Source organism: Mycolicibacterium austroafricanum, assembly GCF_902705885.1.
GTDB lineage: Bacteria > Actinomycetota > Actinomycetes > Mycobacteriales > Mycobacteriaceae > Mycobacterium > Mycobacterium vanbaalenii_A.
On record NZ_CACSIP010000045.1, the window covers coordinates 100,394 to 122,131 of the forward strand.

18 protein-coding genes and 1 pseudogene are annotated in these 21,738 nt (G+C 67.0%); 11 read left to right on the top strand and 8 right to left on the bottom strand.

Annotation, left to right across the window (positions count from 1 at the left end):
- Window positions 1–185: 185 nt before the first annotated feature.
- The 4 genes and pseudogenes from BEMPMBAN_RS25465 to glpX form a co-directional block, all read left to right on the top strand.
- On the top strand, window positions 186–941 hold the full coding sequence (locus BEMPMBAN_RS25465; RefSeq protein WP_234897709.1) for an MIP/aquaporin family protein: 756 nt from the start codon (window positions 186–188) through the stop codon (window positions 939–941).
- 28 nt (window positions 942–969) lie between these two features.
- On the top strand, window positions 970–2,484 hold the full coding sequence (gene glpK, locus BEMPMBAN_RS25470; RefSeq protein WP_159234252.1) for a glycerol kinase GlpK: 1,515 nt from the start codon (window positions 970–972) through the stop codon (window positions 2,482–2,484).
- A 55-nt stretch (window positions 2,485–2,539) separates the two neighbouring features.
- Window positions 2,540–4,261 carry a glycerol-3-phosphate dehydrogenase/oxidase gene (locus BEMPMBAN_RS25475; protein ID WP_159234253.1) on the top strand — a complete coding sequence of 574 codons (1,722 nt, stop codon included), beginning with the start codon at window positions 2,540–2,542 and terminating at the stop codon, window positions 4,259–4,261.
- Window positions 4,261–5,277: pseudogene (gene glpX / locus BEMPMBAN_RS25480) on the top strand (class II fructose-bisphosphatase); the annotation flags it as partial. The gene BEMPMBAN_RS25475 and the pseudogene glpX, both read left to right, overlap by 1 nt.
- Before the next feature lie 18 nt (window positions 5,278–5,295).
- On the opposite strand, the gene BEMPMBAN_RS25485 reads toward glpX, so the two are convergent.
- A complete protein-coding gene (locus tag BEMPMBAN_RS25485) occupies window positions 5,296–6,477 on the bottom strand; it encodes a cystathionine gamma-synthase (protein WP_159234256.1) in 1,182 nt (393 codons plus the stop codon).
- 31 nt (window positions 6,478–6,508) lie between these two features.
- Between BEMPMBAN_RS25485 and BEMPMBAN_RS25490 the strand changes: the two genes are divergently transcribed.
- On the top strand, window positions 6,509–7,699 hold the full coding sequence (locus BEMPMBAN_RS25490; protein ID WP_200846117.1) for an acyl-CoA dehydrogenase family protein: 1,191 nt from the start codon (window positions 6,509–6,511) through the stop codon (window positions 7,697–7,699).
- On the opposite strand, the gene BEMPMBAN_RS25495 is transcribed toward BEMPMBAN_RS25490, so the two are convergent.
- From BEMPMBAN_RS25495 to BEMPMBAN_RS25515, 5 genes are all read right to left on the bottom strand, one after another.
- A complete protein-coding gene (locus BEMPMBAN_RS25495; protein WP_159234259.1) occupies window positions 7,683–8,213 on the bottom strand; it encodes an Rv1078 family RDD domain-containing protein in 531 nt (176 codons plus the stop codon). The two genes, BEMPMBAN_RS25490 and BEMPMBAN_RS25495, sit on opposite strands and share 17 nt — an antisense overlap.
- A 90-nt stretch (window positions 8,214–8,303) precedes the next feature.
- On the bottom strand, window positions 8,304–9,251 hold the full coding sequence (locus BEMPMBAN_RS25500; protein ID WP_200846118.1) for a hypothetical protein: 948 nt from the start codon (window positions 9,249–9,251) through the stop codon (window positions 8,304–8,306).
- A gap of 25 nt (window positions 9,252–9,276) precedes the next feature.
- Entirely contained in the window at window positions 9,277–9,852 is a 576-nt protein-coding gene (locus BEMPMBAN_RS25505; protein WP_159234261.1) for an Rv1078 family RDD domain-containing protein, read from the bottom strand.
- Between the two features lie 139 nt (window positions 9,853–9,991).
- Window positions 9,992–11,398, bottom strand: coding sequence for a cystathionine beta-synthase (locus BEMPMBAN_RS25510; protein WP_159234263.1), 1,407 nt, complete (start codon window positions 11,396–11,398; stop codon window positions 9,992–9,994).
- A gap of 29 nt (window positions 11,399–11,427) precedes the next feature.
- On the bottom strand, window positions 11,428–12,498 hold the full coding sequence (locus BEMPMBAN_RS25515; RefSeq protein WP_159234265.1) for an alpha/beta hydrolase: 1,071 nt from the start codon (window positions 12,496–12,498) through the stop codon (window positions 11,428–11,430).
- 221 nt (window positions 12,499–12,719) lie between these two features.
- Between BEMPMBAN_RS25515 and BEMPMBAN_RS25520 the strand changes: the two genes are divergently transcribed.
- Window positions 12,720–13,709, top strand: a complete 990-nt coding sequence (locus tag BEMPMBAN_RS25520; protein ID WP_159234484.1) for an SGNH/GDSL hydrolase family protein — start codon at window positions 12,720–12,722, stop codon at window positions 13,707–13,709.
- A 39-nt stretch (window positions 13,710–13,748) separates the two neighbouring features.
- Complete coding sequence (locus BEMPMBAN_RS25525) at window positions 13,749–14,966, top strand: acetyl-CoA C-acetyltransferase (protein ID WP_159234268.1); 1,218 nt, start codon at window positions 13,749–13,751, stop codon at window positions 14,964–14,966.
- A gap of 36 nt (window positions 14,967–15,002) precedes the next feature.
- Here BEMPMBAN_RS25525 and BEMPMBAN_RS25530 read toward each other — a convergent pair whose 3' ends face one another.
- The gene (locus BEMPMBAN_RS25530; protein ID WP_159234485.1) at window positions 15,003–15,866 is read right to left on the bottom strand and encodes an endonuclease domain-containing protein; all 864 of its coding nucleotides are present in this window, start codon (window positions 15,864–15,866) and stop codon (window positions 15,003–15,005) included.
- Between the two features lie 177 nt (window positions 15,867–16,043).
- Entirely contained in the window at window positions 16,044–16,901 is an 858-nt protein-coding gene (locus tag BEMPMBAN_RS25535) for a Bax inhibitor-1/YccA family protein (protein WP_159234270.1), read from the bottom strand.
- A gap of 152 nt (window positions 16,902–17,053) precedes the next feature.
- On the opposite strand from BEMPMBAN_RS25535, the gene BEMPMBAN_RS25540 reads away from it, so the two are divergent.
- The 4 genes from BEMPMBAN_RS25540 to ehuB all read left to right on the top strand — a co-directional run bounded on the left by BEMPMBAN_RS25540 (window position 17,054) and on the right by ehuB (window position 21,736).
- Window positions 17,054–18,127 carry an enoyl-CoA hydratase/isomerase family protein gene (locus BEMPMBAN_RS25540; RefSeq protein ID WP_159234272.1) on the top strand — a complete coding sequence of 358 codons (1,074 nt, stop codon included), beginning with the start codon at window positions 17,054–17,056 and terminating at the stop codon, window positions 18,125–18,127.
- The gene (locus BEMPMBAN_RS25545) at window positions 18,124–18,906 is read left to right on the top strand and encodes an enoyl-CoA hydratase (RefSeq protein ID WP_159234274.1); all 783 of its coding nucleotides are present in this window, start codon (window positions 18,124–18,126) and stop codon (window positions 18,904–18,906) included. The genes BEMPMBAN_RS25540 and BEMPMBAN_RS25545 overlap by 4 nt, the downstream gene beginning before the upstream one ends.
- 9 nt (window positions 18,907–18,915) lie before the next feature.
- Complete coding sequence (locus BEMPMBAN_RS25550; protein WP_159234276.1) at window positions 18,916–20,631, top strand: alpha/beta hydrolase; 1,716 nt, start codon at window positions 18,916–18,918, stop codon at window positions 20,629–20,631.
- A gap of 199 nt (window positions 20,632–20,830) precedes the next feature.
- Window positions 20,831–21,736: an ectoine/hydroxyectoine ABC transporter substrate-binding protein EhuB gene (gene ehuB / locus BEMPMBAN_RS25555; RefSeq protein ID WP_159234486.1), complete on the top strand. Its 906-nt coding sequence runs from the start codon at window positions 20,831–20,833 to the stop codon at window positions 21,734–21,736.
- Window positions 21,737–21,738 lie beyond the last annotated feature (2 nt).

A 21,738-nucleotide genomic window follows, 5' to 3' on the forward strand; every position in this document is an offset into this window, starting at 1 on the left:
TTGGCTGAGGTGGACGTGGCCGCTACCGTCCACCAACAGTGAGATTTCAATCACATTCCGCGCCTACCACCACTCCGATCACACAGAGCGAATCTAGGGGAGCAGAAATGACAACGGAAGCCCAGAAACAGGAGAACCTCGACCTGCCCTCCGCGGCAGACCGAGTTCCCTCCCTGGCCGGCGAAATGATGGCCGAGTTCTTCGGCACGATGGTCCTGATCCTGTTCGGGGTGGGCGTGGTCGCGCAGGTCGTCGCCGCCAACATCGGCGATCATGACAGCATCGCGTGGGCCTGGGGCTTAGGTGTGATGCTGGGAATCTATGTCGCGGGACGGATCAGTGGTGCGCACATCAACCCCGCCGTGACCCTCGCGCTGGCGCTCTTCCAAGGCTTTCCGTGGCGCAAGGTGGCCCCCTATGCCACCGCGCAAGTGGCAGGAGCGTTCGTCGGTGCCCTATTGGTGCGGTGGAACTACAGCGAGGTCCTTGCCAAATTCGACCCCGGCCACACCATCAAGAGCCAGGGTGTCTTCTCAACACTCCCCGGAAACGGAACGCTTCCGGTCAGTGATCTGGGAGCACTTCGGGACCAGATCATCGGCACCGCAATCCTGGTCTTGCTGGTCATTGCGATCACCGATGCCCGCAACTCGGCACCGATGGCGAACTTGACCCCGTTCATCGTCGGCCTGCTGGTGGTAGCAATCGGGATGGCGTGGGGTACCAATGCCGGATACGCGATCAACCCGGCCCGGGATTTCGGCCCGCGGTTGATGTCGTTCCTGACAGGCTACGGCGGGGCGTGGCGCGATCAATACGGGAATCTGTACTTCTGGGTGCCGATCCTCGGTCCGCTGATCGGCGCGGTCGTCGGCGGAGCCCTCTACAAGTACTGCGTCGCCCGATTCCTGCCCCGCGAAGCCCACTCACCCACCAACTGACCGTCGACAACCAACCGAAGGAGTAGCAATGCCTGAGTTCGTAGGCGCGATCGATCAAGGCACAACGAGTACCCGGTTCATGATCTTCGATCACGCCGGAGCCGAAGTGAGCAAACATCAGCTCGAGCATGAGCAGATCATGCCCCGCCCCGGCTGGGTCGAGCACAACCCGGTAGAGATCTGGGAGCGCTCCACATCGGTGTTGCAGACCGCGATCAACAGCGCCAAGCTTCAGCCGAGCGATCTTGCGGCGCTTGGCATCACCAACCAACGCGAGACCACCGTAGTGTGGAACAAGAAGACCGGACGGCCCTACTACAACGCAATCGTGTGGCAGGACACCAGGACCGACAAGATCGCCACCGCTCTGGAGCGCGAGGGCAAGGGCGACGTCATCCGAGAGAAGGCCGGCCTGCCACCGGCAACCTATTTCTCGGGCGGCAAAATCGCATGGATCCTGGACAACGTTCCCGCAGCCCGCACAGACGCCGAGAACGGCGACGCCCTTTTTGGCAACACCGACTCGTGGCTGCTGTGGAACCTCACCGGCGGAGTGGACGGCGGCATCCACGTCACTGACGTGACCAACGCCAGCCGCACGATGTTGATGAACCTCGAAACGCTCGACTGGGACGACGAATTGCTCGGCTTCTTCAACATCCCACGGGGGATGCTGCCCCAGATCCGGCCCTCGTCAGACCCCACCTTGTACGGGCGTACGTGTTCGAAGACACCCTACGGCGGAATCGCACTCAGTGGTGCACTCGGTGACCAGCAGGCGGCGATGTTCGGCCAGGTCTGCTTTGCCCCAGGGGAAGCCAAGAACACTTACGGCACCGGAAACTTCTTGCTCCTCAACACTGGGACGGACCTGGTCCGAAGCAAGAACGGGCTGCTGACGACGGTGTGCTACCAATTCGGCACCAATGCTGCCGTGTATGCCCTCGAAGGCTCGATCGCGGTGACGGGGTCGGCGGTGCAGTGGCTGCGCGACCAACTGGGGATCATCGCCGGCGCGAGCGAGGTGGAGACTCTCGCCCGCGAGGTCGAAGACAATGGCGGAATCTATTTCGTCCCAGCGTTTTCAGGATTGTTCGCACCCTACTGGCGGAGTGACGCACGGGGTGCCATCGTCGGCTTGAGCCGGTACAACACCAACGCCCATCTCGCGCGCGCCACCCTTGAATCGATCTGCTATCAGAGTCGTGACGTCGCCGAAGCCATGGAAGCAGATTCGGGGGTGCACCTCGAGGTGTTGAAGGTCGACGGCGGGGTGACGGCCAACAACCTGTGCATGCAGCTGCAGGCCGACATTCTCGGCGTGCCGGTCAGCCGCCCCGTCGTCGCCGAAACCACGGCACTCGGTGCTGCCTATGCGGCGGGTCTGGCCGTCGGGTTCTGGCAGGACACCGATGAACTGCGCGCGAACTGGAACGAGTCCCGCCGCTGGACACCAGAGTGGAGCGAGGCGGAAAGGACGGATGGGTACGCCGGCTGGAAGAAGGCGGTGCAGCGTTCACTCGACTGGGTTGATGTCGGATAGCTAGACCGATCTCCGAATTCGCCTACCAGATACCGCTTTTCGAGGAGCCTTTGACATGAGTACTGCACAACCACTGAGCCCCTTCGAGCGCTCCGAGGCGCTACGCAGGCTGAGTACCGAAGAGTTCGACATCCTCGTCATCGGCGGTGGTGTGGTCGGCGGCGGGGCTGCGCTCGACGCTGCCACCCGGGGCCTGAAGGTAGGGCTGGTGGAGGCCCGAGACTACGCGTCGGGCACGTCAAGCCGTTCCAGCAAGTTGTTCCACGGCGGGCTGCGCTATTTGGAGCAGTTCAACTTCGCCCTGGTGTTCGAGGCGCTGCGGGAGCGCAGGTTGGTGCTGGACACGCTGTGTCCACACCTCGCTCGCCCGGTGCCGTTCATCTACCCGCTGGAGAAGAAGATCGATCGCGGCTACGTCGGGCTGGGCATCGGGGTCTACGACGTGATGGGCGCTGGACGCGGTGTCCCCGGCCATCACCGGCACCTGAGCCGGCGAAAGACGATGGAGTCCTTCCCCTCGGGAAACCGGTCCGCCATCCGCGGCGCCGTGCGCTTCTACGAGGGGCAGGTCGACGACGCGCGGCACACCATGATGCTCTGCCGTACGGCAGCGGAGTTCGGCGCCGCGTGCGCGAACAGTACGCGGGTCATCGGGTTCCTTCGAGAAGGCGACCGTGTGGTCGGAGCCGAGGTGCGAGACCTGGAGAGTGGGCGCGCGTTCGACATCCGCGCCCGAGAGGTGATCAACGCCGCTGGGGTTTGGACAGACGAGATTCAGGAGATGGTCGGGGGCCGAGGACAATTCAAGGTGCGGGCATCGAAAGGCGTCCACCTGGTGATCCCGAGGAACCGTATCAACTCGGCGACCGGAATCATCACCCGCACGGAGAAGAGCCTGCTGTTCATCATCCCGTGGGGCAGCCACTGGATCATCGGTACCACCGACACCGACTGGGACCTCGACCTGGCCCACCCCGCTGCCAGTCAAACCGACATCGATTACCTGCTGGCCCATGCCAACTCGCTGCTGGCCGATCCGCTCACCCGCGAGGACGTCGTCGGAGTGTACGCCGGGCTGCGCCCGCTACTGTCCGGAGAATCCGACTCGACCAGCAAGCTGTCGCGGGAGCACGCTGTCTCCAGTCCAGTTCGCGGCCTCACCGTGATCGCCGGCGGCAAGTACACCACCTACCGGGTGATGGCCGAAGATGCAGTGGACTCGGCGGTGCACGGGCTCGAACGCAAGGTCCCGGTGTCCTGCACCGAACGCGTCCCGCTGGTCGGGGCCGATGGGTATGTCGCTGCTTGGAATTCGCGCCAGCTGACCGCTGACCGCGTTGGTCTGCGGGTATCCACGATCGAGCATCTGCTGGGTCGCTACGGCACCCTGATCACCGAGCTCCTCGAACTGATCGAGAAACGTCCGGAGTTGGGCGAGCCGCTCGCCGGTGCCGACGAGTACTTGAAAGTAGAGGCGTACTACGCCGCCAGCCACGAGGGCGCCCGGCATCTCGAAGATGTGCTCACCCGCCGCACCAGAATCTCGATCGAGGTCCCGGACCGAGGCATCGCCGCCGCCCGCGAGGTCGTCGAACTGATCGCACCGGTCTTGGACTGGGACGACGCAGACATCGCGCGTGAACTCGAACACTATGACGCACGAGTTGCCGCGGAGACGGATTCTCAGCACCAGACAGACGACCTGACCGCCGACGCGTCTCGAGTCGGCGCGCCCGACGTCCGTCTTGGAACGTCCCACCGGGGTGGCGGTCTGTGATGCCGCAGGGCGAGGCCACGGCGCTCTACATGCGCCCCGACCGTAACCTGGCGCTCGAACTGGTCCGCGTGACGGAGTCCGGTGCGATGGCGGCGGGCCGCTGGGTCGGCCGCGGCGACAAGGAAGGCGGCGACGGCGCAGCGGTCAACGCAATGCGCCAACTCGTCAGCACGGTCGCGATGCGCGGCGTCGTCGTCATCGGTGAGGGCGAGAAGGACAAGGCCCCGATGCTGTTCAACGGGGAGGAGGTCGGCAACGGCGATGGTCCCGAATGCGACTTCGCGGTCGACCCGGTTGACGGCACCACTCTGATGGCCAAGGGCATGCCCAACGCGATCTCAGTGCTGGCGGTCTCCGAGCGTGGCAGCATGTTCGACCCGTCGGCGGTGTTCTACATGGAGAAGATCGCTGTCGGTCCGGACGCAGCCGACGTCATCGACATCACCGCTCCGGTTGCGGAGAACGTACGCCGGGTCGCCAAGGCGAAAAAACTCTCGGTGTCCGACCTCGCAGTGTGCATTCTGGACAGACCCCGGCACGCTGAGCTGATCCAACAGGTCCGCGAAACCGGTGCCCGGATCCGGCTGATCGCCGACGGCGACGTCGCCGGTGCCATTGCAGCCGCACGTCCGGACTCGGGCACCGACATGCTCATCGGCACCGGAGGAACCCCGGAAGGCATTATCGCCGCCGCCGCCATGCGCTGCATGGGCGGCGCTCTACAGGGCCGGCTTGCACCGACCGACGATGCGGAGCGCCAGCGCGCGAGAGATCACGGCCATGATCTGGATCGTGTGCTGCACACGAGGGACCTCGTCTCCGGCGAGAACGTGTTCTTCACCGCCACCGGTATCACCGACAGTGACCTCGTACGCGGCGTCCGTTACAGCGGCGGCGGCGCCCACACGCAGTCGATTGTGATGCGTGCGAAATCGGGCACCGTCCGGATCATCGACGCCTTTCACAGCCTGGCCAAGTTGCGGGAGTTCTCGACGATCGACTCGACGGCTGATGAGTCGGTTGAGCGATGTGGCCTAACGCCGGGCGCTCAGCGCCTGCTCGACGTCGCCGAGCAGGTCGGCGACGTCTTCGATGCCGACTGACAGCCGGACCAAGTCGTCGGGCACCTCGAGCTGGGACCCGGCCGTCGAGGCATGCGTCATCGCACCGGGATACTCGATGAGCGATTCCACACCGCCGAGCGACTCGGCAAGGATGAAAATCTCTGTGCGCGCGCAGAAGTCGCGTGCGGCCTGGGGGCCACCACGCAGCCGCACCGACACCATCCCGCCGAATCCGCTCATCTGGCGTGCCGCGACCTCGTGGTTGGGGTGTGACGGCAGGCCGGGGTAGAGCACGGAGTCGATCGCGGGGTGCCCGTCGAGGAACTCCGCGATGGCCGCGGCGTTGTCGCTGTGCCGCTGCATCCGCAGCGGCAGGGTCTTCAGGCCGCGCATGGTCAGATAGGCATCAAACGGGCCGGGCACCGCACCCGCACCGTTCTGCAGGAACGCGAACGCGTCGTCGAGCTCTTCGTCGTTGGTCAGCAGTGCCCCGCCGACCACGTCGGAATGTCCGCCGATGTACTTGGTGGTCGAGTGCAGCACGATGTCGGCGCCCAAGGGAAGCGGCTGCTGCAGGGCCGGTGAGGCGAACGTGTTGTCCACCAGGACCTTGGTACCCGTCGCGGCCGCGAGCCCGGCGATCCCTTCGATGTCGGCGATGGACAGCAGCGGGTTGGTCGGCGTCTCGACCCAGACCAGCTTGGTCCGGTCGGTGATCGCCGCGCGCACGGCGTCCAGATCGGACAGCGCCACCGCGGTGTAGCTGATCCCCCACAGCGTGAACACCTTGTCGATCAGCCGGAACGTGCCACCGTAGGCGTCGTCGGGGATGACGAGGTGGTCGCCGGGCCGCAGCAGGGCCCGCAGCGCACAGTCGGTGGCGGCCATCCCGGAGCTGAACGCCCGCGCGTAGGACGCCGTCTCCACCGCCGCCAGAGACGCTTCCAGCGCAGCGCGGGTCGGGTTGCCGGTGCGGGCGTACTCGAAGCCGCCGCGCAACCCACCGACGCCGTCCTGGGCGAACGTCGAGCTGGCGTAGATCGGCGCGTTCACCACGCCGGTGGCGGGGTCAGGCCGGTAACCGGCATGAATGGCCTTGGTCGCGGGACCGTACGCCCGGTAGTGGTCGGCCGCACTGCGATGCTCGCTCATGCCGGTCAGGGTAGCGGTGTAGAACTTGAGCATGTCCGTCGCTGCGGCCGCAACCATCGAAAGCCTGCTCGACCTCGACTCGCTGTTGAGTCCCGAAGAGCTCGACCTGCGCGCCATGGTGCGCGGCTTCGGCGAGCAGCGGCTGCGCCCGCACATCGCCGAGTGGTTCGAGACGGGGCAGGTCCCGGTCCGGGACCTCGCCGTCGAGATCGGCAAGCTCGGCCTGCTCGGCATGCATCTGACGGGTTACGGGTGCGGCGGATCGACGGCGACGGCCTACGGCCTGGTGTGCCAGGAACTGGAGGCGGTGGACAGCGGGCTGCGCAGCCTGGTCTCGGTGCAGGGCTCACTGGCGATGTTCGCCATTCACCGGTGGGGCAGCGAAGATCAGCGCCGGCAGTGGCTGCCCGGCATGGCGGCAGGGGAGCTGATCGGGTGCTTCGGTCTCACCGAGCCGGACTTCGGCTCCAACCCCGGCGGGATGCGCACCACCGCACGCCGGGACGGGTCGGACTGGGTCCTCAACGGCTCGAAGATGTGGATCACCAACGCCTCGGTCGCCGACGTGGCGATCGTCTGGGCGCGTGAGCAGGACACCGAACGCAACAGCATCGTCGGCTTCGCCGTTCCGACATCCACCCCTGGGTTCAGCGCCCGGGAGATGACGCACAAGATGTCGCTGCGGGCGTCGGTCACCTCCGAGTTCAGCCTCGACGACGTCCGCCTGCCCGAAGAGGCCCGATTGCCGGAGGCCCGGGGATTGGCAGGACCGCTGAGCTGTCTGTCCGAGGCGCGGTTCGGGATCGTCTTCGGCGCTGTGGGAGCAGCCCGGGACTGCCTGGAGACCGCGCTGGACTACGTCGGAACCCGCGAGGTGTTCGACAAGCCGCTGGCCGGATACCAACTGACGCAGGCCAAGATCGCCGACATGGCCGTCGAGCTGGCGAAAGCCCAGCTGCTGGCGCTGCATTTGGGACGGCTCAAAGACGACGGCCGCATCCGGGCCGAGCAGGTCAGTGTCGGCAAGCTCAATAACGTCCGGGAAGCCCTGCAGATTGCGCGGCAATGCCGGACATTGTTGGGCGCCAACGGGATCACGCTGGAGTATCCGGTACTCAGGCACGCCAACAACCTGGAGTCGGTCCTGACCTACGAGGGCACCTCCGAGGTGCACCAGCTGGTCATCGGTGAGGCATTGACGGGCGTCAGCGCGTTCCGCTGACGCGCGGCACACACACCGTGGTCATGATCTTGTCGGCCAGCGTCTGCCGCTTGGCGTCCCACAGTGGGAACAGGTAGCCGATGAAGCAGGCGACGGCGTCCACGGCGTGGACGAACTGGCGCAGCAGCGACGTGCCGAAACCGATGGGCTGCCAAGTCTTCTCGCTGACAACCTGAAATCTCATCACCGACTTGCCGATGCTCGAGCCGGTGGTTCCCTGGCGGTAGCCGAAATTCCAGACCGCGTAGCTGAGCGAGATCAGGGCGACCGGACCGAAGAGGGCGTCACCTACCTCCGAGGGGGTCGACGTGCAGGCCACTCCCCCGTTGTCGTAGGTCACGCAGTCGACGCCGGCGGTGCCGATGGCCACCGCCTCCCACAGCGCCGCGCCGGCGAGCAGCGGGATCACGTCGATCAGCCACGCGCCCAGTCGCGCGATCCAGGGGGTGTAAGCCCGCCTGGGCAGCGCCGGCCGCCAGAGCTGCGGCGGCGGCTGTCGGGGATCCCGATTCATGCTTCCCAGGATCTCGGCCGGATGGGCAAAGCGCAAAAATGTCGGCGTGCCCGGCGACCCCGGACACGCCGACATTCTCCAGCGCAGGTGCTACTGGGTGGCCGGCGCCACCGAGGCGCCGTTGAGCACCCGGTAGGTGTAGACCAGGATCAGCGACGCCACGGGCACCGCCACCAGCAGGCCGACACCACACAAGATGGCACCGACGACGACCACCAGGAGCATCACCAGCCACGCGAGCAACACGCTGCCGAAATTGCTCTTGCTGGTGTCGAAGCTCGCCTTGACGGCATCCAACGGCGCCAGGTTGCGGTCCAGAACCCCGATCACCGTAAACATCAGCATGATGCTCGCGATCACGCCCGGAATCACGCACAGGAAGAAGCCGACGGTCGTGATGACGCCGACGATCAACGTGGCGATGACCACGTTGCCGATGTTGCGGGGCCGGAAGAACGACCCGATGGCCACCTGCTGACCGTTGGCGATGTCGATCACGCCGCCGAGGAATGCCGACTGGATCGCGGCGCCGACAAGCAGCGACAGGAACCACCCGACGAGCGAGATCAGGATGCCGGTCACACCGGTGACGTTGTAGGAGAACGAGAACCCACTGTCATCGGTGACGTAGTTGGTGGCCGAGTCCGGAGCCAACAGGATCTGGAACAGGTTGATGAGCCCCTGCAGGATCAGCAGGACCACGCCGAAGGCCAGGGTGGCCACGACCAGCGGGACGGCGTTGTTGGTGAACTTGTTCCACGCCCAGCTGAATGCCTCGCCGACGCTGTAGCCGGACGGACCTCCCATCGGCGGATAACCCTGCGGCGGTGGCGGATAACCGCCCTGCGGAGCCGAATACCCGCCGGGGGGCGGAAAACCCCCGGACGGCGGGAACCCACCCGGCTGCCCTTGCGGGGGCGGCGGGTAGCCACCTCCCGGCGGGGGCGGCGGCGGGTAACCCCCCGGAGGAGGCGGCGGCGGGTATCCCTCCGGAGGAGGCGGCGGGTAGCCCCCGGGGGGAGGCGGATTGTCTGTCATGACGGTCTCCTGATGTCGATTGCGGTCAGAGTGGAATGCAGACGGTGGTCATTATCTTGTCGGCGATGGTTTGGCGCTTGTTGTCCCACAACGGGAACAGATACCCGATGTAACAGATTGCGCCGTCGATGATGTGAGCCAGCTGCCGAACGATTGATCGGCCGAAACCAATAGGCTGCCAAGTATTTTCGCTGACGACCTGGAACTTCATGATCGCCTTGCCGACGCTGGAACCGGTGGTGCCCTGCCGGTAGCCGAGGTTCCAGATGACGTAGGCAAGGACGGCGACGACGGCGAGCACGAGCGCCGACTGGCCGAGGGTGGACGCCCCTGTCCCACAGAATTCGCCGAGGGCGAACCCGGACGTGTCGGTGACGCACACCGTCTCGCGGGTGGCCACGAGCAGACCCCAGCCGATGCCCTGTATGAGCAGCACCGGAACGGCGTCGATGACCCACGCCAGAACCCGGGTGAGCCACGGCGTGTACGACTCCTGCGGCAGCGGCACGCCCGCGCTGCCCGGCGGCGGCAGAACCGGTTGACCACCGGGTGGTGGCGGAGCGGGCGGATAGCTCCCCGGGGGTGGCGGTTGATCGGTCACAGACGCCTTCCAGTGCTGCCTCGGCTGGCTTGAGCGTGCTTACCCTACCTGAGCAACACCTGACGACAGCGGTTTCGCGCACGAATTCGATCTTGTTCTCGGGGCGGGCGGCGCTTGGCGAACTCTGGAAAAAACCCGGTCAGCGGCCGGTGTTGCCGTCCGACAGGAAGCCCAGAAGATCGTGTCGGGTGAGCACACCCACCGGCTTGCCCCCCTCGACGACCATCACCGCGTCACAGTCCCGAAGGGTCTTGGCGGCGTCGCTCACCAGTTCTCCGGCGCCGACCAACGGCAGCGGCGGGCTCATGTGCTGGGCCACCGCATCGACCAGCTTTGCGCGCCCTTCGAACACCGCCGAAAGCAACTCACGTTCGGACACGCTTCCGGCGACCTCACCCGCCATCACCGGCGGCTCGGCGCCGACGACGGGCATCTGGGACACCCCGTACTCGCGCAGGATGCCGATGGCGTCACGCACGGTCTCCGATGGGTGCGTGTGGACCAGGTCGGGCAGCGCGCCGGATTTCCCGCGCAGCACGTCGCCGACCGTCGACTCCTGCACAGAGCCGTCGAGCCGGCTGCGCAGAAATCCGTAGGACGACATCCACTCGTCGTTGAAAACCTTTGACAGGTACCCACGTCCACCGTCGGGAAGCAGCACCACGACGAGCGCGTCGGGACCCGCACGTTCGGCGACCTGGATCGCCGCGACCGCGGCCATTCCGCACGAACCGCCGACCAGCAGCGCCTCCTCGCGCGCCAGGCGCCTGGTCATCTCGAACGAGTCGGCATCGGAGACCGCGATGATCTCGTCGGGGACCGCGGGGTCGTACGCCGACGGCCAGAAATCCTCGCCCACCCCCTCGACCATGTAGGGCCGGCCGCTGCCGCCGGAGTACACCGACCCCTCGGGGTCGGCGCCGATCACCTTGACCGGGCCTTCCGGACGCCCCTGGGACACCTCTTTGAGATAGCGGCCCGCACCGGTGATGGTGCCGCCGGTGCCCACGCCCGCGACGAAGTGGGTGACCTTGCCGTCGGTGTCTGCCCAGATCTCGGGTCCGGTGGTCTCGTAATGGCTTTCCGGACCCATCGGGTTGGAGTACTGGTCGGGCTTCCACGCCCCGTCGATCTCCCGAACGAGCCGGTCGGAGACGCTGTAGTAGCTGTCCGGATGGTCCGGTGGCACCGCCGTCGGACAGACCACGACGTCGGCTCCGTAGGCCCGCAGCACGTTGCGCTTGTCCTCACTGACCTTGTCGGGGCAGACGAAGATGCACTTGTAGCCGCGCTGCTGGGCGACGAGGGCCAACCCGACACCGGTGTTCCCGGAGGTGGGTTCGACGATGGTGCCGCCGGGTCGCAGTTCGCCGCTGGCCTCGGCGGCGTCGATCATCTTGACCGCGATGCGGTCTTTGGCGCTGCCGCCGGGGTTGAGGTATTCGATCTTCGCCGCGACCGTCCCCGATCCCGGGGGAACCACCGAGTTCAGCTGGACCAGCGGGGTATTGCCGATGAGCTCACTGATGTGCCTGGCGATCCGCATGCGTCCATCGTGTCAGGCGGCGCGGACGACTACCAGGTCGCCTCTCGGATGTACTCGCCGATCTGCCGCAGAGAGCGGTTGGCCTCGTTCACTGCCGGTGCCCCGAGCTGGAAGACATGCATCTGGCCGGGCCAGATGCGGACCTCGACGGGCACCCCCGCGGCGGCCAGCTTGCGCGCCGCCTTGCGCGCGTCGCTGAGCAGGACCTCCGATCCCGAGACGTGGATGAGGGTGCGCGGTAGACCCGGTTCGATGTGGTCGAGCGGCTCGTAGACCTCTTCCGGTCGGCCGTCGACCATGCGCCGGCCGGCTGCCTCGCTGATCAGCTCGACCAGGGCGTGGAAAGCCCGGTGCGGGAACATCACGTCGGTGCGGACATTCGGATGGTCGGCGCGTGCCTCGTTGTCGATCTCGAACAGCGGGGACATGGTGGCGATGGCGGCGGGCGATTCACCCTCGTAGCCGTTGATGCCCTCGGCCTGCAGCCGCTCGGCCAGCGCCAGCGCCAGATAGCCGCCGGCGGAATCACCGGCCAGCACGATCTGATCGGGCTCGTAGCCCGTCTCCCGTAGCCACTTGTAGGCGTCGTAGCAGTCGTCGAGCGCGGTGCCGACGGAGTGGTCAGGGATCATCCGGTAGTTGACGACCAGCACCGGGCTGTCGGCGTACCTGGACAGCGCAGCCACCAGGCGTCCGTGGGTATTGACGCCGCAGGTCAGAAATGCGCCGCCGTGCAGGTAGAGAACGACGCTGCGTTTGCCGTCGGCGGGCAGGACCCCCGCGGCGCGGACCAGCTGGGCGGTGCAGTGCGGCAGCGCGATGGTGGCGCGCACCGTACCGGCCGGCGGCCGCATGATCCTGGCGGCGAAGTCGACCAGACCCCACGGCCACGGCATCCGCGGGGCGTAGCTGCCGATGGTCAGAGTCGGCTTGACCGTCAGCAGCGCGGCCAGCCCCATCAGGCGGCCGGCGATACTCGGACCGTCCTCTACGACCTCGACAGGGGCCCCGTCGCTGACCGGGAATCGGCGGGGTTTATGCGCTCTACCTGGCCGGACAGCCATGTATGAGGTGCTGGGAACCTTGCTCGGTGCCGTCATCGCCACCACTTCCTACGCCGTTGTAGTCCCTCGATAAGCCGACTTATTCAGACAGGCTCGTAACTTAGCTTGTCACCTCTAAGCCCTATCACAATTGGTTAAACAATTTTGATACCGGAGTTGATACCGCACTGTGATCGCCGATTCGCCTCTGGACGTGCCGTGCCCCTGATGCGCCCTCTAAACTCGGCGGCGTGGGCATTAGTCGTCATGCTCCTCACCTGCGCAGTCGCCCCCCGAGGCGGTCGGTCATCGCCCTGGCGGCCGCGGCCGCCCTCGCGTCGACCGGCTCCGCCTACGTCGGGGCCCGAAATCTGCTGAGCGGGCAGGCTGAGCAGGCACGGAGTGTCATTCCGAAGTCGTGGGACGTCCCGCCGCGCGCCGACGGCGTGTACGGGCCGGGCGGCGGGCCGGTCGAGCGCTGGCACCGCGGGATCCCGTTCGATCTGCACCTGATGATCTTCGGCGATTCGACCGCCACCGGGTACGGCTGCACCAGCAGCGACGAGGTGCCCGGTGTGCTGCTGGCCCGGGGTTTGGCCGAGGAGTCGGGAAAGCGGATCCGGTTGAGCACCAAGGCGATCGTCGGCGCCACCTCCAAGGGACTGTCCGGCCAGATCGACGCGATGTTCGTCGCGGGTCCCCCACCGGACGCCGCGGTGATCATGATCGGCGCCAATGACATCACCAAACCCAACGGCATCGGCCCCTCGGCGCGTCGACTCGGCCGCGCGGTGCAGCGGTTGCGCAGCAGCGGCGCCGTCGTCGCCGTCGGCACCTGCCCGGACTTCGGCGTCATCACCGCGATTCCACAACCCCTGCGATGGGTGGCACGCAGCCGCGGTCTGCGGCTGGCCCGCGCCCAGGCGGGCGCGGTACGGGCGGCAGGTGGTACTCCCGTACCGTTCTCGGACCTGCTGGCACCGCACTTCTACGAGACCCCCGAGCTGCTGTTCTCGCAGGACATGTTTCATCCCTCGGCGGCCGGCTACGCGCTGGCGGCCAAGCAGCTGCTGCCTGCGCTGTGCAGCGAACTGGGCGAATTCGTCACCGGCATGCCGTGCGAGGAGGCGCTGGAATCGCGCAGGCCTGACGGCGGGTCGCTGCTCGGCCGGGTCACCGGGCTCACCCGGTTGTGGCGGCGCTCGACCGGGGTGCCGGCGCCCGTTCTGGGTGGGGTGCCCGCTCCGATGGCGATCGGCGCGGGCTAGGTTCTGTGTAGTTTCCGCTCGAACCCCCAAGGAGCCGTCATGCCCGAGGCCGTCATCGTCGCCACCGCCCGCTCACCCATCGGCCGCGCCAACAAGGGCTCGCTGGTCACCATGCGCCCCGACGACCTCGCCGCGCAGATGGTCAGGGCTGCGCTGGACAAGGTTCCCGGCCTGGACCCGCGGGAGATCGACGACCTGATGATGGGCTGCGCCCAGCCCGCCGGTGAGGCCGGATACAACATCGGCCGCGCGGTGGCGGTCGAGCTCGGCTACGACTTCCTGCCCGGCACCACGGTCAACCGCTACTGCTCGTCGTCGCTGCAGACCACGCGGATGGCGTTCCACGCGATCAAGGCCGGCGAGGGCGAGGCGTTCATCTCGGCCGGGGTGGAGACGGTGTCACGGTTCGGGAAGGGGGCCGCCGACGGAGCCCCCGATTCGAAGAACGAGATGTTCGCCGACGCGCAGGCCCGCACGGAGCAGGCCGCCGCCGGCGCCACCGAGTGGCACGACCCCCGCGAGGACGGCAAGCTGCCCGACGTCTACATCGCGATGGGCCAGACGGCCGAGAACGTCGCGGCGTTCACCGGCATCAGCCGCGAAGACCAGGACCACTGGGGGGTGCGGTCGCAGAACCGCGCCGAAGAAGCCATCAGGAGCGGATTCTTCGAGCGGGAGATCGCCCCGGTGACGCTGCCCGACGGCACGGTCGTCTCAGTGGACGACGGCCCGCGGGCGGGCACCACCTACGAGAAGATCAGCCAGCTCAAGCCGGTGTTCCGGCCGAACGGCACCATCACCGCCGGCAACGCCTGCCCGCTGAACGACGGTGCCGCGGCCGTGGTGATCATGAGCGATACCAAGGCCAAGGCCCTCGGGCTGACACCGTTGGCGCGCATCGTGTCGACGGGCGTGAGCGGCCTGTCGCCGGAGATCATGGGGCTGGGCCCGATCGAGGCTGTGAAGAAGGCCCTGGCGAACGCCAAGATGAGCATCGGTGACATCGACCTGTACGAGATCAACGAGGCCTTTGCGGTGCAGGTGCTCGGTTCGGCCCGCCAGCTGGGCATGGACGAAGACAAGCTCAACATCTCCGGTGGCGCGATCGCCCTCGGCCACCCGTTCGGCATGACCGGCGCGCGGATCACCGCCACGCTGCTGAACAACCTGCAGTCCCAGGACAAGACCTTCGGCATCGAGTCGATGTGTGTCGGCGGCGGGCAGGGCATGGCGATGGTCGTCGAGCGCCTCTCCTAGTGACAGCCGGCGCTGGTGTGCGCACAGATCGCGTTTTCAACTGATTCGACGATCTGGACGCACACCAGACGCCCGGGTCCGCGCGACCCGGTCGAGGATCTCGGCAGGACGCTGCCCGGCCACGACCCGCACGCATCTCCACCCGCGCTCCGCGATGAACTCGGCACGGATGATGTCGTTGCTGAACACTGTCCGTTCCCGGTGGTGCTGCCCGTCGTATTCGACCGCCACCATCACGTCCTCCCAGCCCATGTCGAGGTAGTAGCGGGGCCGTCCGTAGTTGTCGAAGACCGGGATCTGGGTGCGAGGCTTCGGATGACCGGCGCCGACGAGCAGCAACCGCAGCCAGGTCTCACGTGGCGATTCGGCCCCGCGGTCGTGTAGCGCCAGCGCTGCACGCAGCCGCGGAACGCCGGGTGAGCCGGCGTGCCGGTCCGCAAGTTCGAGGACACGCTCGGGATCGAACCTGCTGACGTTGCCGAGGGCGTCGAGGCGGGCGATACCTCGCTCCCCTCGCGTCAGCCGTCCGATGTCGAAGGCCGTGCGTACCGGCGTCGTGACGGGCAGGCCCCGCAACCACTGCACTTCACCGTCCTGCAGTCGGTCCCTTCGGGTGACAAGGCCTGTGGGCGGACGGGCGTTGGACCAGACCAGCTCGATCGGTTCGTCGTCGGGTATCCACTGGGCACCGTGAAGTCCGGCCGCGGCGGCGCCGGCAACAACACCCCTGCGTCTCGACCACAGCCACGCTGCTCGGGTCCGGTGCGCCAGCGTCGGCTCCAGGTGTTCGGGCAGGTAGACGTCGGGGAAGACCGCCTGGTAGCGCGAGCGCAGGTGGTGTTTCTTGACCAAGCCCCGGGCCAGGGCCTCGCTCCCGATGAACGGTCCGTCGAGCGGCATCACCCATCGAATCTCGCAAAACCCCTGCCGACGAACCAGGGGCAGTCCGCGGCCTGTGGATAGTGGCGCCGTGGTGTGTACCCAGATGGTGCCCGTGGGCCATTCTTCGATCTGAGCGCACACCAGCGCACGAAAAAGGGGCGCCCACGATTGTGGGCGCCCCTTCTTCGGTTGGTGCTAGTCGCTGTTGAAGTAGCTCAGCAGGCGCAGGATCTCGATGTAGAGCCACACCAGGGTGACCGTCAGGCCGAGGGCGATGCCCCAGGCGGCCTTCTCGGGCGCACCGGCGCGGATCATCTGATCCGCGGCATCGAAGTCGATGAGGAAGCTGAACGCCGCCAGCCCGATCACGAGGAGCGAGAAGATGATCGCGATGGGCCCACCGCTGCGCAGGCCGAGGCCCTCACCGCCGCCGACACCGAACATCGCGAGCACGAAGTTGCCCAGCATCAGCACGAGCGCGCCGATCATTCCGGCGACGATCATCCGGGTGAACTTCGGCGTGACCCGGATGGCTCCGGTCTTGTAGACGACGAGCATGCCGGCGAACACGCCGACGGTGCCGAGCACTGCCTGGCCGATGAGCGCGCCCGCCGAGATCCCCGACACCATCATGTTGGCGAACACGAACGAGATGGCGCCGACGGCCATGCCTTGGAGGGCGGCGTAGCTCAGGACGATCGCCGGGTTGTCCTGCTTGCGGCCGAACGTCGCGAACAGCACCATGCCCAGGCCGCCCAGCGCACCGATCAGCAGCATGGGCATGGCCAGCGCGACGTTGGAGGCTGCCACGAAGTAGGCCACGATCGCGACCGAGGACAGCACCCCGAGGGTCATGCCGGTCTTGGTCACGACATCGTCGATGGTCAGCGGACGGGAGACACCCGTCTGCTGCTGGTCTGGGTACTGTGCCCCCGCGTAGGGGTCGGCCTTTACTGCCTGCGCACCGTAGCCGGCGGCTCCGGTACCGAATTGCGCGTATCCGCCCTGCCCCTTGGGCAGTGAACGAAATACCGGGTTGCTGCTCTCGCGCACCGTCGGTTCCTCTCCTGTGCTGTGGCTCGAATGTACGAACGCACACTCAACGATCGACGGCCGTCTTCGGTTCCCGGGGGAACCTCCCAGGCCGTTCACAGGAACCTTACCCGGGCCTGCTTTACCGTGGGCAACGAACTAGATTGCATTCCGTGCACAAAAACGAGGATGTCCTAGTTTCTGTGGGCGGGCCGTCCGGCGGGAGCGTCGGCCTGATCACGCTCAACCGGCCCAAGGCGATCAACTCGCTCACCCATCCGATGGTCGAACAGATCTCGACGGCGTTGACCTCCTGGGAGAACGACGACACGGTCCGCGCGGTCGTCGTCACCGGTGCCGGCGACCGCGGCCTGTGCGCGGGCGGCGACGTGGTGGCGATCTATCACAGCGCCAAGGCGGGCGGCGCCGAGGCGCGGCAGTTCTGGCACGACGAGTACCTGCTCAATGCCCATATCGGGCGCTACCCCAAGCCCTATGTTGCGGTGATGGACGGCATCACGATGGGCGGTGGTGTCGGACTCAGCGCGCACGGCAGCGTCCGCGTGGTGACCGAGACGACCAAGATGGCCATGCCCGAGGTCGGCATCGGGTTCGTCCCCGACGTCGGCGGCACCTTCATCCTGTCGCGCACACCCGGCCTTCTCGGTATCCATGCCGCGCTCACGGGCGCACCGTTCACCGGTGCCGACGCCCTCGCGATGGGTTTCGCCGACCACTTCATCCCACGCGATCGTCTCGGTGCGTTCACCGAGACGATCCTGGCCGAGGGCACCGACAGTGCGGTCGCCGCCTTCGCCGAGGAACCACCGCCGAGTCACCTACTCGCCCAGCGGGAATGGATCGACCACTGTTATGGCGGGCAGACCGTCTCCGACATCGTCGCGGCACTGCGTGGACACGACGCCGAACCCGCCGGTGAGGCCGCCGACCTGATCACTTCACGCTCCCCGATCGCGGTGTCGGTGACGCTGGAGGCGGTGCGCCGGGCCGCATCACTGTCCACCCTGGAAGACGTGCTGCGCCAAGAGTTCCGTACCTCCTGCGGCGCCCTGCGGTCCCATGATCTGGTGGAGGGCATCCGCGCACTGCTCATCGACAAGGACCGCAACCCACAATGGTCACCACCGTCGCTGGACGCGGTCACCGCCGAAGACATCGACGGTTACTTCGTCTCCGCCGACCCCGATCTGACATTCGAACCCGGACACCGACAGGAGCAGCAATGACCGCATCCAGCTACGAGACGATCCTGGTCACCCGCGAGGGCCGGGTCGCCGTGATCACGTTGAACCGGCCGAAGGCGCTCAACGCCCTCAACACCCAGGTGATGAACGAAGTCACCACCGCCGCAGCCGAACTCGACGACGATCCGGGTGTCGGTGCGATCGTCCTGACCGGCAACGAGAAGGCGTTCGCCGCCGGAGCCGACATCAAGGAGATGGCGAACCTGTCGTTCGCCGACGTCTTCGCGGCCGACTTCTTCGCCGCCTGGGGCAAGTTCGCGGCGACCCGCACACCGACCATCGCGGCGGTCGCGGGCTACGCCCTGGGAGGCGGCTGCGAGCTCGCGATGATGTGCGACATCCTGATCGCTGCGGACACCGCCAAGTTCGGCCAGCCCGAGATCAAGCTGGGGGTGCTGCCCGGCATGGGTGGCTCGCAGCGGCTGACCCGCGCCATCGGCAAGGCCAAGGCGATGGACCTCATCCTGACCGGACGCAACATGGACGCCGAGGAGGCCGAACGTGCCGGCCTGGTGTCGCGCGTGGTGGCTGCCGACGTGCTGCTCGACGAAGCCAAGGCGGTCGCCGCGACCGTCGCCGGTATGTCGTTGTCCGCCTCGCGGATGGCCAAGGAGGCGGTCGACCGCGCATTCGAGTCCACCCTGACCGAGGGCCTGCTCTACGAACGCCGGCTCTTCCACTCGGCCTTCGCCACTGACGATCAGACCGAGGGCATGAACGCGTTCACCGAGAAGCGGGCCGCGAACTTCACCCACCGCTAGAGTGCGTTCGTGACTGATTCCGGTGAGGGCGCCGTCGCGACCGAAGACGAGACGCGCGACGACACCACAACGGCGCCGGACACCAGGAACGCGTGGTGGGTCCGGCGCTACACCTTCACCGGCACCGCCGTCGGCCTGATCTTCCTGTACTTCTCGTTGACGCCGTCACTGCTGCCACGGGGCCCGCTGTTCCAGGGCCTGGTCAGCGGAGGCGCCGGTGCGATCGGTTACGGCCTGGGCGTTTTCGCGGTATGGCTGGTGCGCTACATGAGGTCCAAGGATTCCAGCCCGCCCGCGCCGCGGTGGGCGTGGCTGGTCCTCGTGGTCGTCGGCGCCATCGGGATGACCCTGATGATCGTCTGGTTCCACCGTTGGCAGGACGACGTACGCGATCTGATGGGCGTGCCGCGGTTGGGATTCTGGGACCATCCGCTGGCGGCGGCGCTGTCGCTGATCACGTTGTTCGTACTCGTCGAACTCGGCCAACTGGTGGGCAAGCTGGTGCGCTTCCTGGTGCGGCAGCTGAGTCGCTTTGCCCCGCCCCGGGTTTCGGCCGTCGTCGCCGTCGCCGTGCTGGTCGCGTTGACGATCGCGCTGCTCAACGGCGTGGTGGTGCGATTCGCGATGAGCACCATCAACAAGACCTTCGCGGCGGTCAACGACGAGACCGATCCCGACTTCGGCGGACCCGACACCCCGCTGCGCTCCGGCGGGCCCGAGTCGCTTGTCAGCTGGGAGTCGTTGGGGCACCAGGGACGCATCTTCATCGCGGGCGGTCCCACAGTCGATCAACTCAGCGAGTTCAACGGCCGCCCGGCGGTCGAACCGATCCGCGCCTACGCCGGCCTGCATTCGGCGGACGGCATCAAGGAGACGGCGGCCCTGGCCGCGCGGGAGTTGCAGCGCACCGGCGGACTCGACCGCGCGGTCGTCGCGGTCGCCACCACCACCGGGACCGGCTGGATCAATGCCGCCGAAGCCGCGGCGCTGGAGTACATGTACAACGGCGACAGCGCGATCGTCAGCATGCAGTACTCATTTCTGCCCAGTTGGCTGTCGTTCCTCGTCGACAAGGAGAACGCCCGCCAAGCAGGCCAAGCGCTTTTCGAAGCGGTCGACGAGTTGATCCGGGAGATGCCCGAGGCCCAGCGGCCCAAGCTGGTGGTCTTCGGCGAGAGCCTGGGGTCCTTCGGCGGCGAGGCGCCGTTCCTGGCGTTGAACAATTTGATCGCCCGGACGGACGGCGCACTGTTCAGCGGACCCACGTTCAACAACACGATCTGGACCGACCTGACGGCCAACCGCGATCCCGGTTCGCCCCAATGGCTACCGATCTACGACCGCGGCGAGAACGTCCGGTTCGTCGCCGAATCCCGCAATCTGCAGCGTCCCGAAGACCCGTGGGGACAGCCACGCGTGGTGTACCTGCAGCACGCCTCGGATCCGATCGCGTGGTGGAGCCCGGACCTGCTGTTCGCCAAACCCGACTGGCTGCGCGAAGCCCGCGGCTACGACGTGTCTCCGGACATGGAATGGATTCCGATCGTCACCTTCCTGCAGGTTTCGGCGGACATGGCGGTGGCGGTCAACGTCCCCGACGGTCACGGCCACGTCTACGTCGCGGATGTCGCCGACGCGTGGGCAGCGATCCTGTCGCCGCCGGAGTGGTCGCAGGAGAAGACCGAACGGCTGCGCCCACTGCTGCACAGCGGCGAGAGCTCCTAGGCCATCACCGCGGCCGCCAGGATCACGGTGCGGTCACGAAGCCGGCCAGACTTTTGACGAAGCCCCGTCGGCCTCCTAACGTCGGCTTACCGACAAGGAAAACGGCCTGGTGCCGTGCTTGGCGTGGGCGTGCTCGTCGGCCGTCGGGTGCGGTACCTCACCGTGGTTCCTCGAACCGTCGAATCGAGAAGAGGTCACCATGCACACCGTCCCCATGCCGACGTCGACCAAGCTACGCCGGTCCCTGCTCGCCGGCGGTCTCGGCGTCGTCCTGGTCGCCGTCGGAGCCTGCTCGACCACCGAACCCGGCACCGGCAGTCCCACCGGCGAGGGCGGCACGCTCGAGCGCATCAAGGCCGACAAGATGGTCAACGTCGGATTTGCCAACGAGCGGCCGTACGCGTACCGGGAGAACGGCCAACTCGTCGGCGAGGACCCCGCGGTGCACGGCTACATCTTCGACCAGATCGGCGGCATCTCCCTCGAGCCGCACCTGTTCGAGTTCGGCTCTCTGATCCAGGCACTGAACTCCGAGCGCGTCGACGTGGTGACCGCCGGCATGTTCATCACCCCGGAACGCTGCGAGCAGGCGGCCTTCAGCAACCCGGTGTATGTGGCCACCACCTCGCTGCTGGTGGCGCGGGACAACCCCAAGGGCCTGACCGACTACGCCTCGGTGGCCGAGGGCGACGCCCGGCTCGCGGTGATGAACGGCGCCGTGGAGGTGGACCAGGCCAAGGCCTCGGGCGTGCCCGACGACCGCCTTCAGATCGTCGCCGACCAGCAGGCGGGGCTGGACGCGGTGAAATCCGGCCGGGCCGACGCATTCGCCTTGACCAGCATCTCGCTGCGAGCACTCGCGGACGGAGACGAGTCCGTCCAGGTGGCCGACGCGTTCGTCCCGGTCATCGACGGCGAGGAGCAGATCGGCGCCGGCGCGGCAGTCTTCCGGCGCACCGACACCGAGCTGCGCGAGGCCTTCAACGAACAGCTGGCCGAGCTCATCGAGAGCCCCAAGTGGCTCGAACTCGTCGAGCCCTACGGGTTCACCGAGGCCGAGCGTCCCGACCCGGAATTGACCGCAGAGCAGCTCTGCCAGGGCTGAGC

What these genes read in the sequence shown, in the direction of transcription:
- BEMPMBAN_RS25465 (WP_234897709.1), top strand. Translation starts at nt 186, where the DNA reads ATGATGGCCGAGTTCTTCGGCACGATGGTCCTGATCCTGTTCGGGGTG.
- glpK (WP_159234252.1), top strand. Translation starts at nt 970, where the DNA reads ATGCCTGAGTTCGTAGGCGCGATCGATCAAGGCACAACGAGTACCCGG.
- BEMPMBAN_RS25475 (WP_159234253.1), top strand. Translation starts at nt 2,540, where the DNA reads ATGAGTACTGCACAACCACTGAGCCCCTTCGAGCGCTCCGAGGCGCTA.
- BEMPMBAN_RS25485 (WP_159234256.1), bottom strand. Translation starts at nt 6,477, where the DNA reads ATGAGCGAGCATCGCAGTGCGGCCGACCACTACCGGGCGTACGGTCCC.
- BEMPMBAN_RS25490 (WP_200846117.1), top strand. Translation starts at nt 6,509, where the DNA reads ATGTCCGTCGCTGCGGCCGCAACCATCGAAAGCCTGCTCGACCTCGAC.
- BEMPMBAN_RS25495 (WP_159234259.1), bottom strand. Translation starts at nt 8,213, where the DNA reads ATGAATCGGGATCCCCGACAGCCGCCGCCGCAGCTCTGGCGGCCGGCG.
- BEMPMBAN_RS25500 (WP_200846118.1), bottom strand. Translation starts at nt 9,251, where the DNA reads ATGACAGACAATCCGCCTCCCCCCGGGGGCTACCCGCCGCCTCCTCCG.
- BEMPMBAN_RS25510 (WP_159234263.1), bottom strand. Translation starts at nt 11,398, where the DNA reads ATGCGGATCGCCAGGCACATCAGTGAGCTCATCGGCAATACCCCGCTG.
- BEMPMBAN_RS25515 (WP_159234265.1), bottom strand. Translation starts at nt 12,498, where the DNA reads ATGACGGCACCGAGCAAGGTTCCCAGCACCTCATACATGGCTGTCCGG.
- BEMPMBAN_RS25525 (WP_159234268.1), top strand. Translation starts at nt 13,749, where the DNA reads ATGCCCGAGGCCGTCATCGTCGCCACCGCCCGCTCACCCATCGGCCGC.
- BEMPMBAN_RS25530 (WP_159234485.1), bottom strand. Translation starts at nt 15,866, where the DNA reads ATGCCGCTCGACGGACCGTTCATCGGGAGCGAGGCCCTGGCCCGGGGC.
- BEMPMBAN_RS25545 (WP_159234274.1), top strand. Translation starts at nt 18,124, where the DNA reads ATGACCGCATCCAGCTACGAGACGATCCTGGTCACCCGCGAGGGCCGG.
- ehuB (WP_159234486.1), top strand. Translation starts at nt 20,831, where the DNA reads ATGCACACCGTCCCCATGCCGACGTCGACCAAGCTACGCCGGTCCCTG.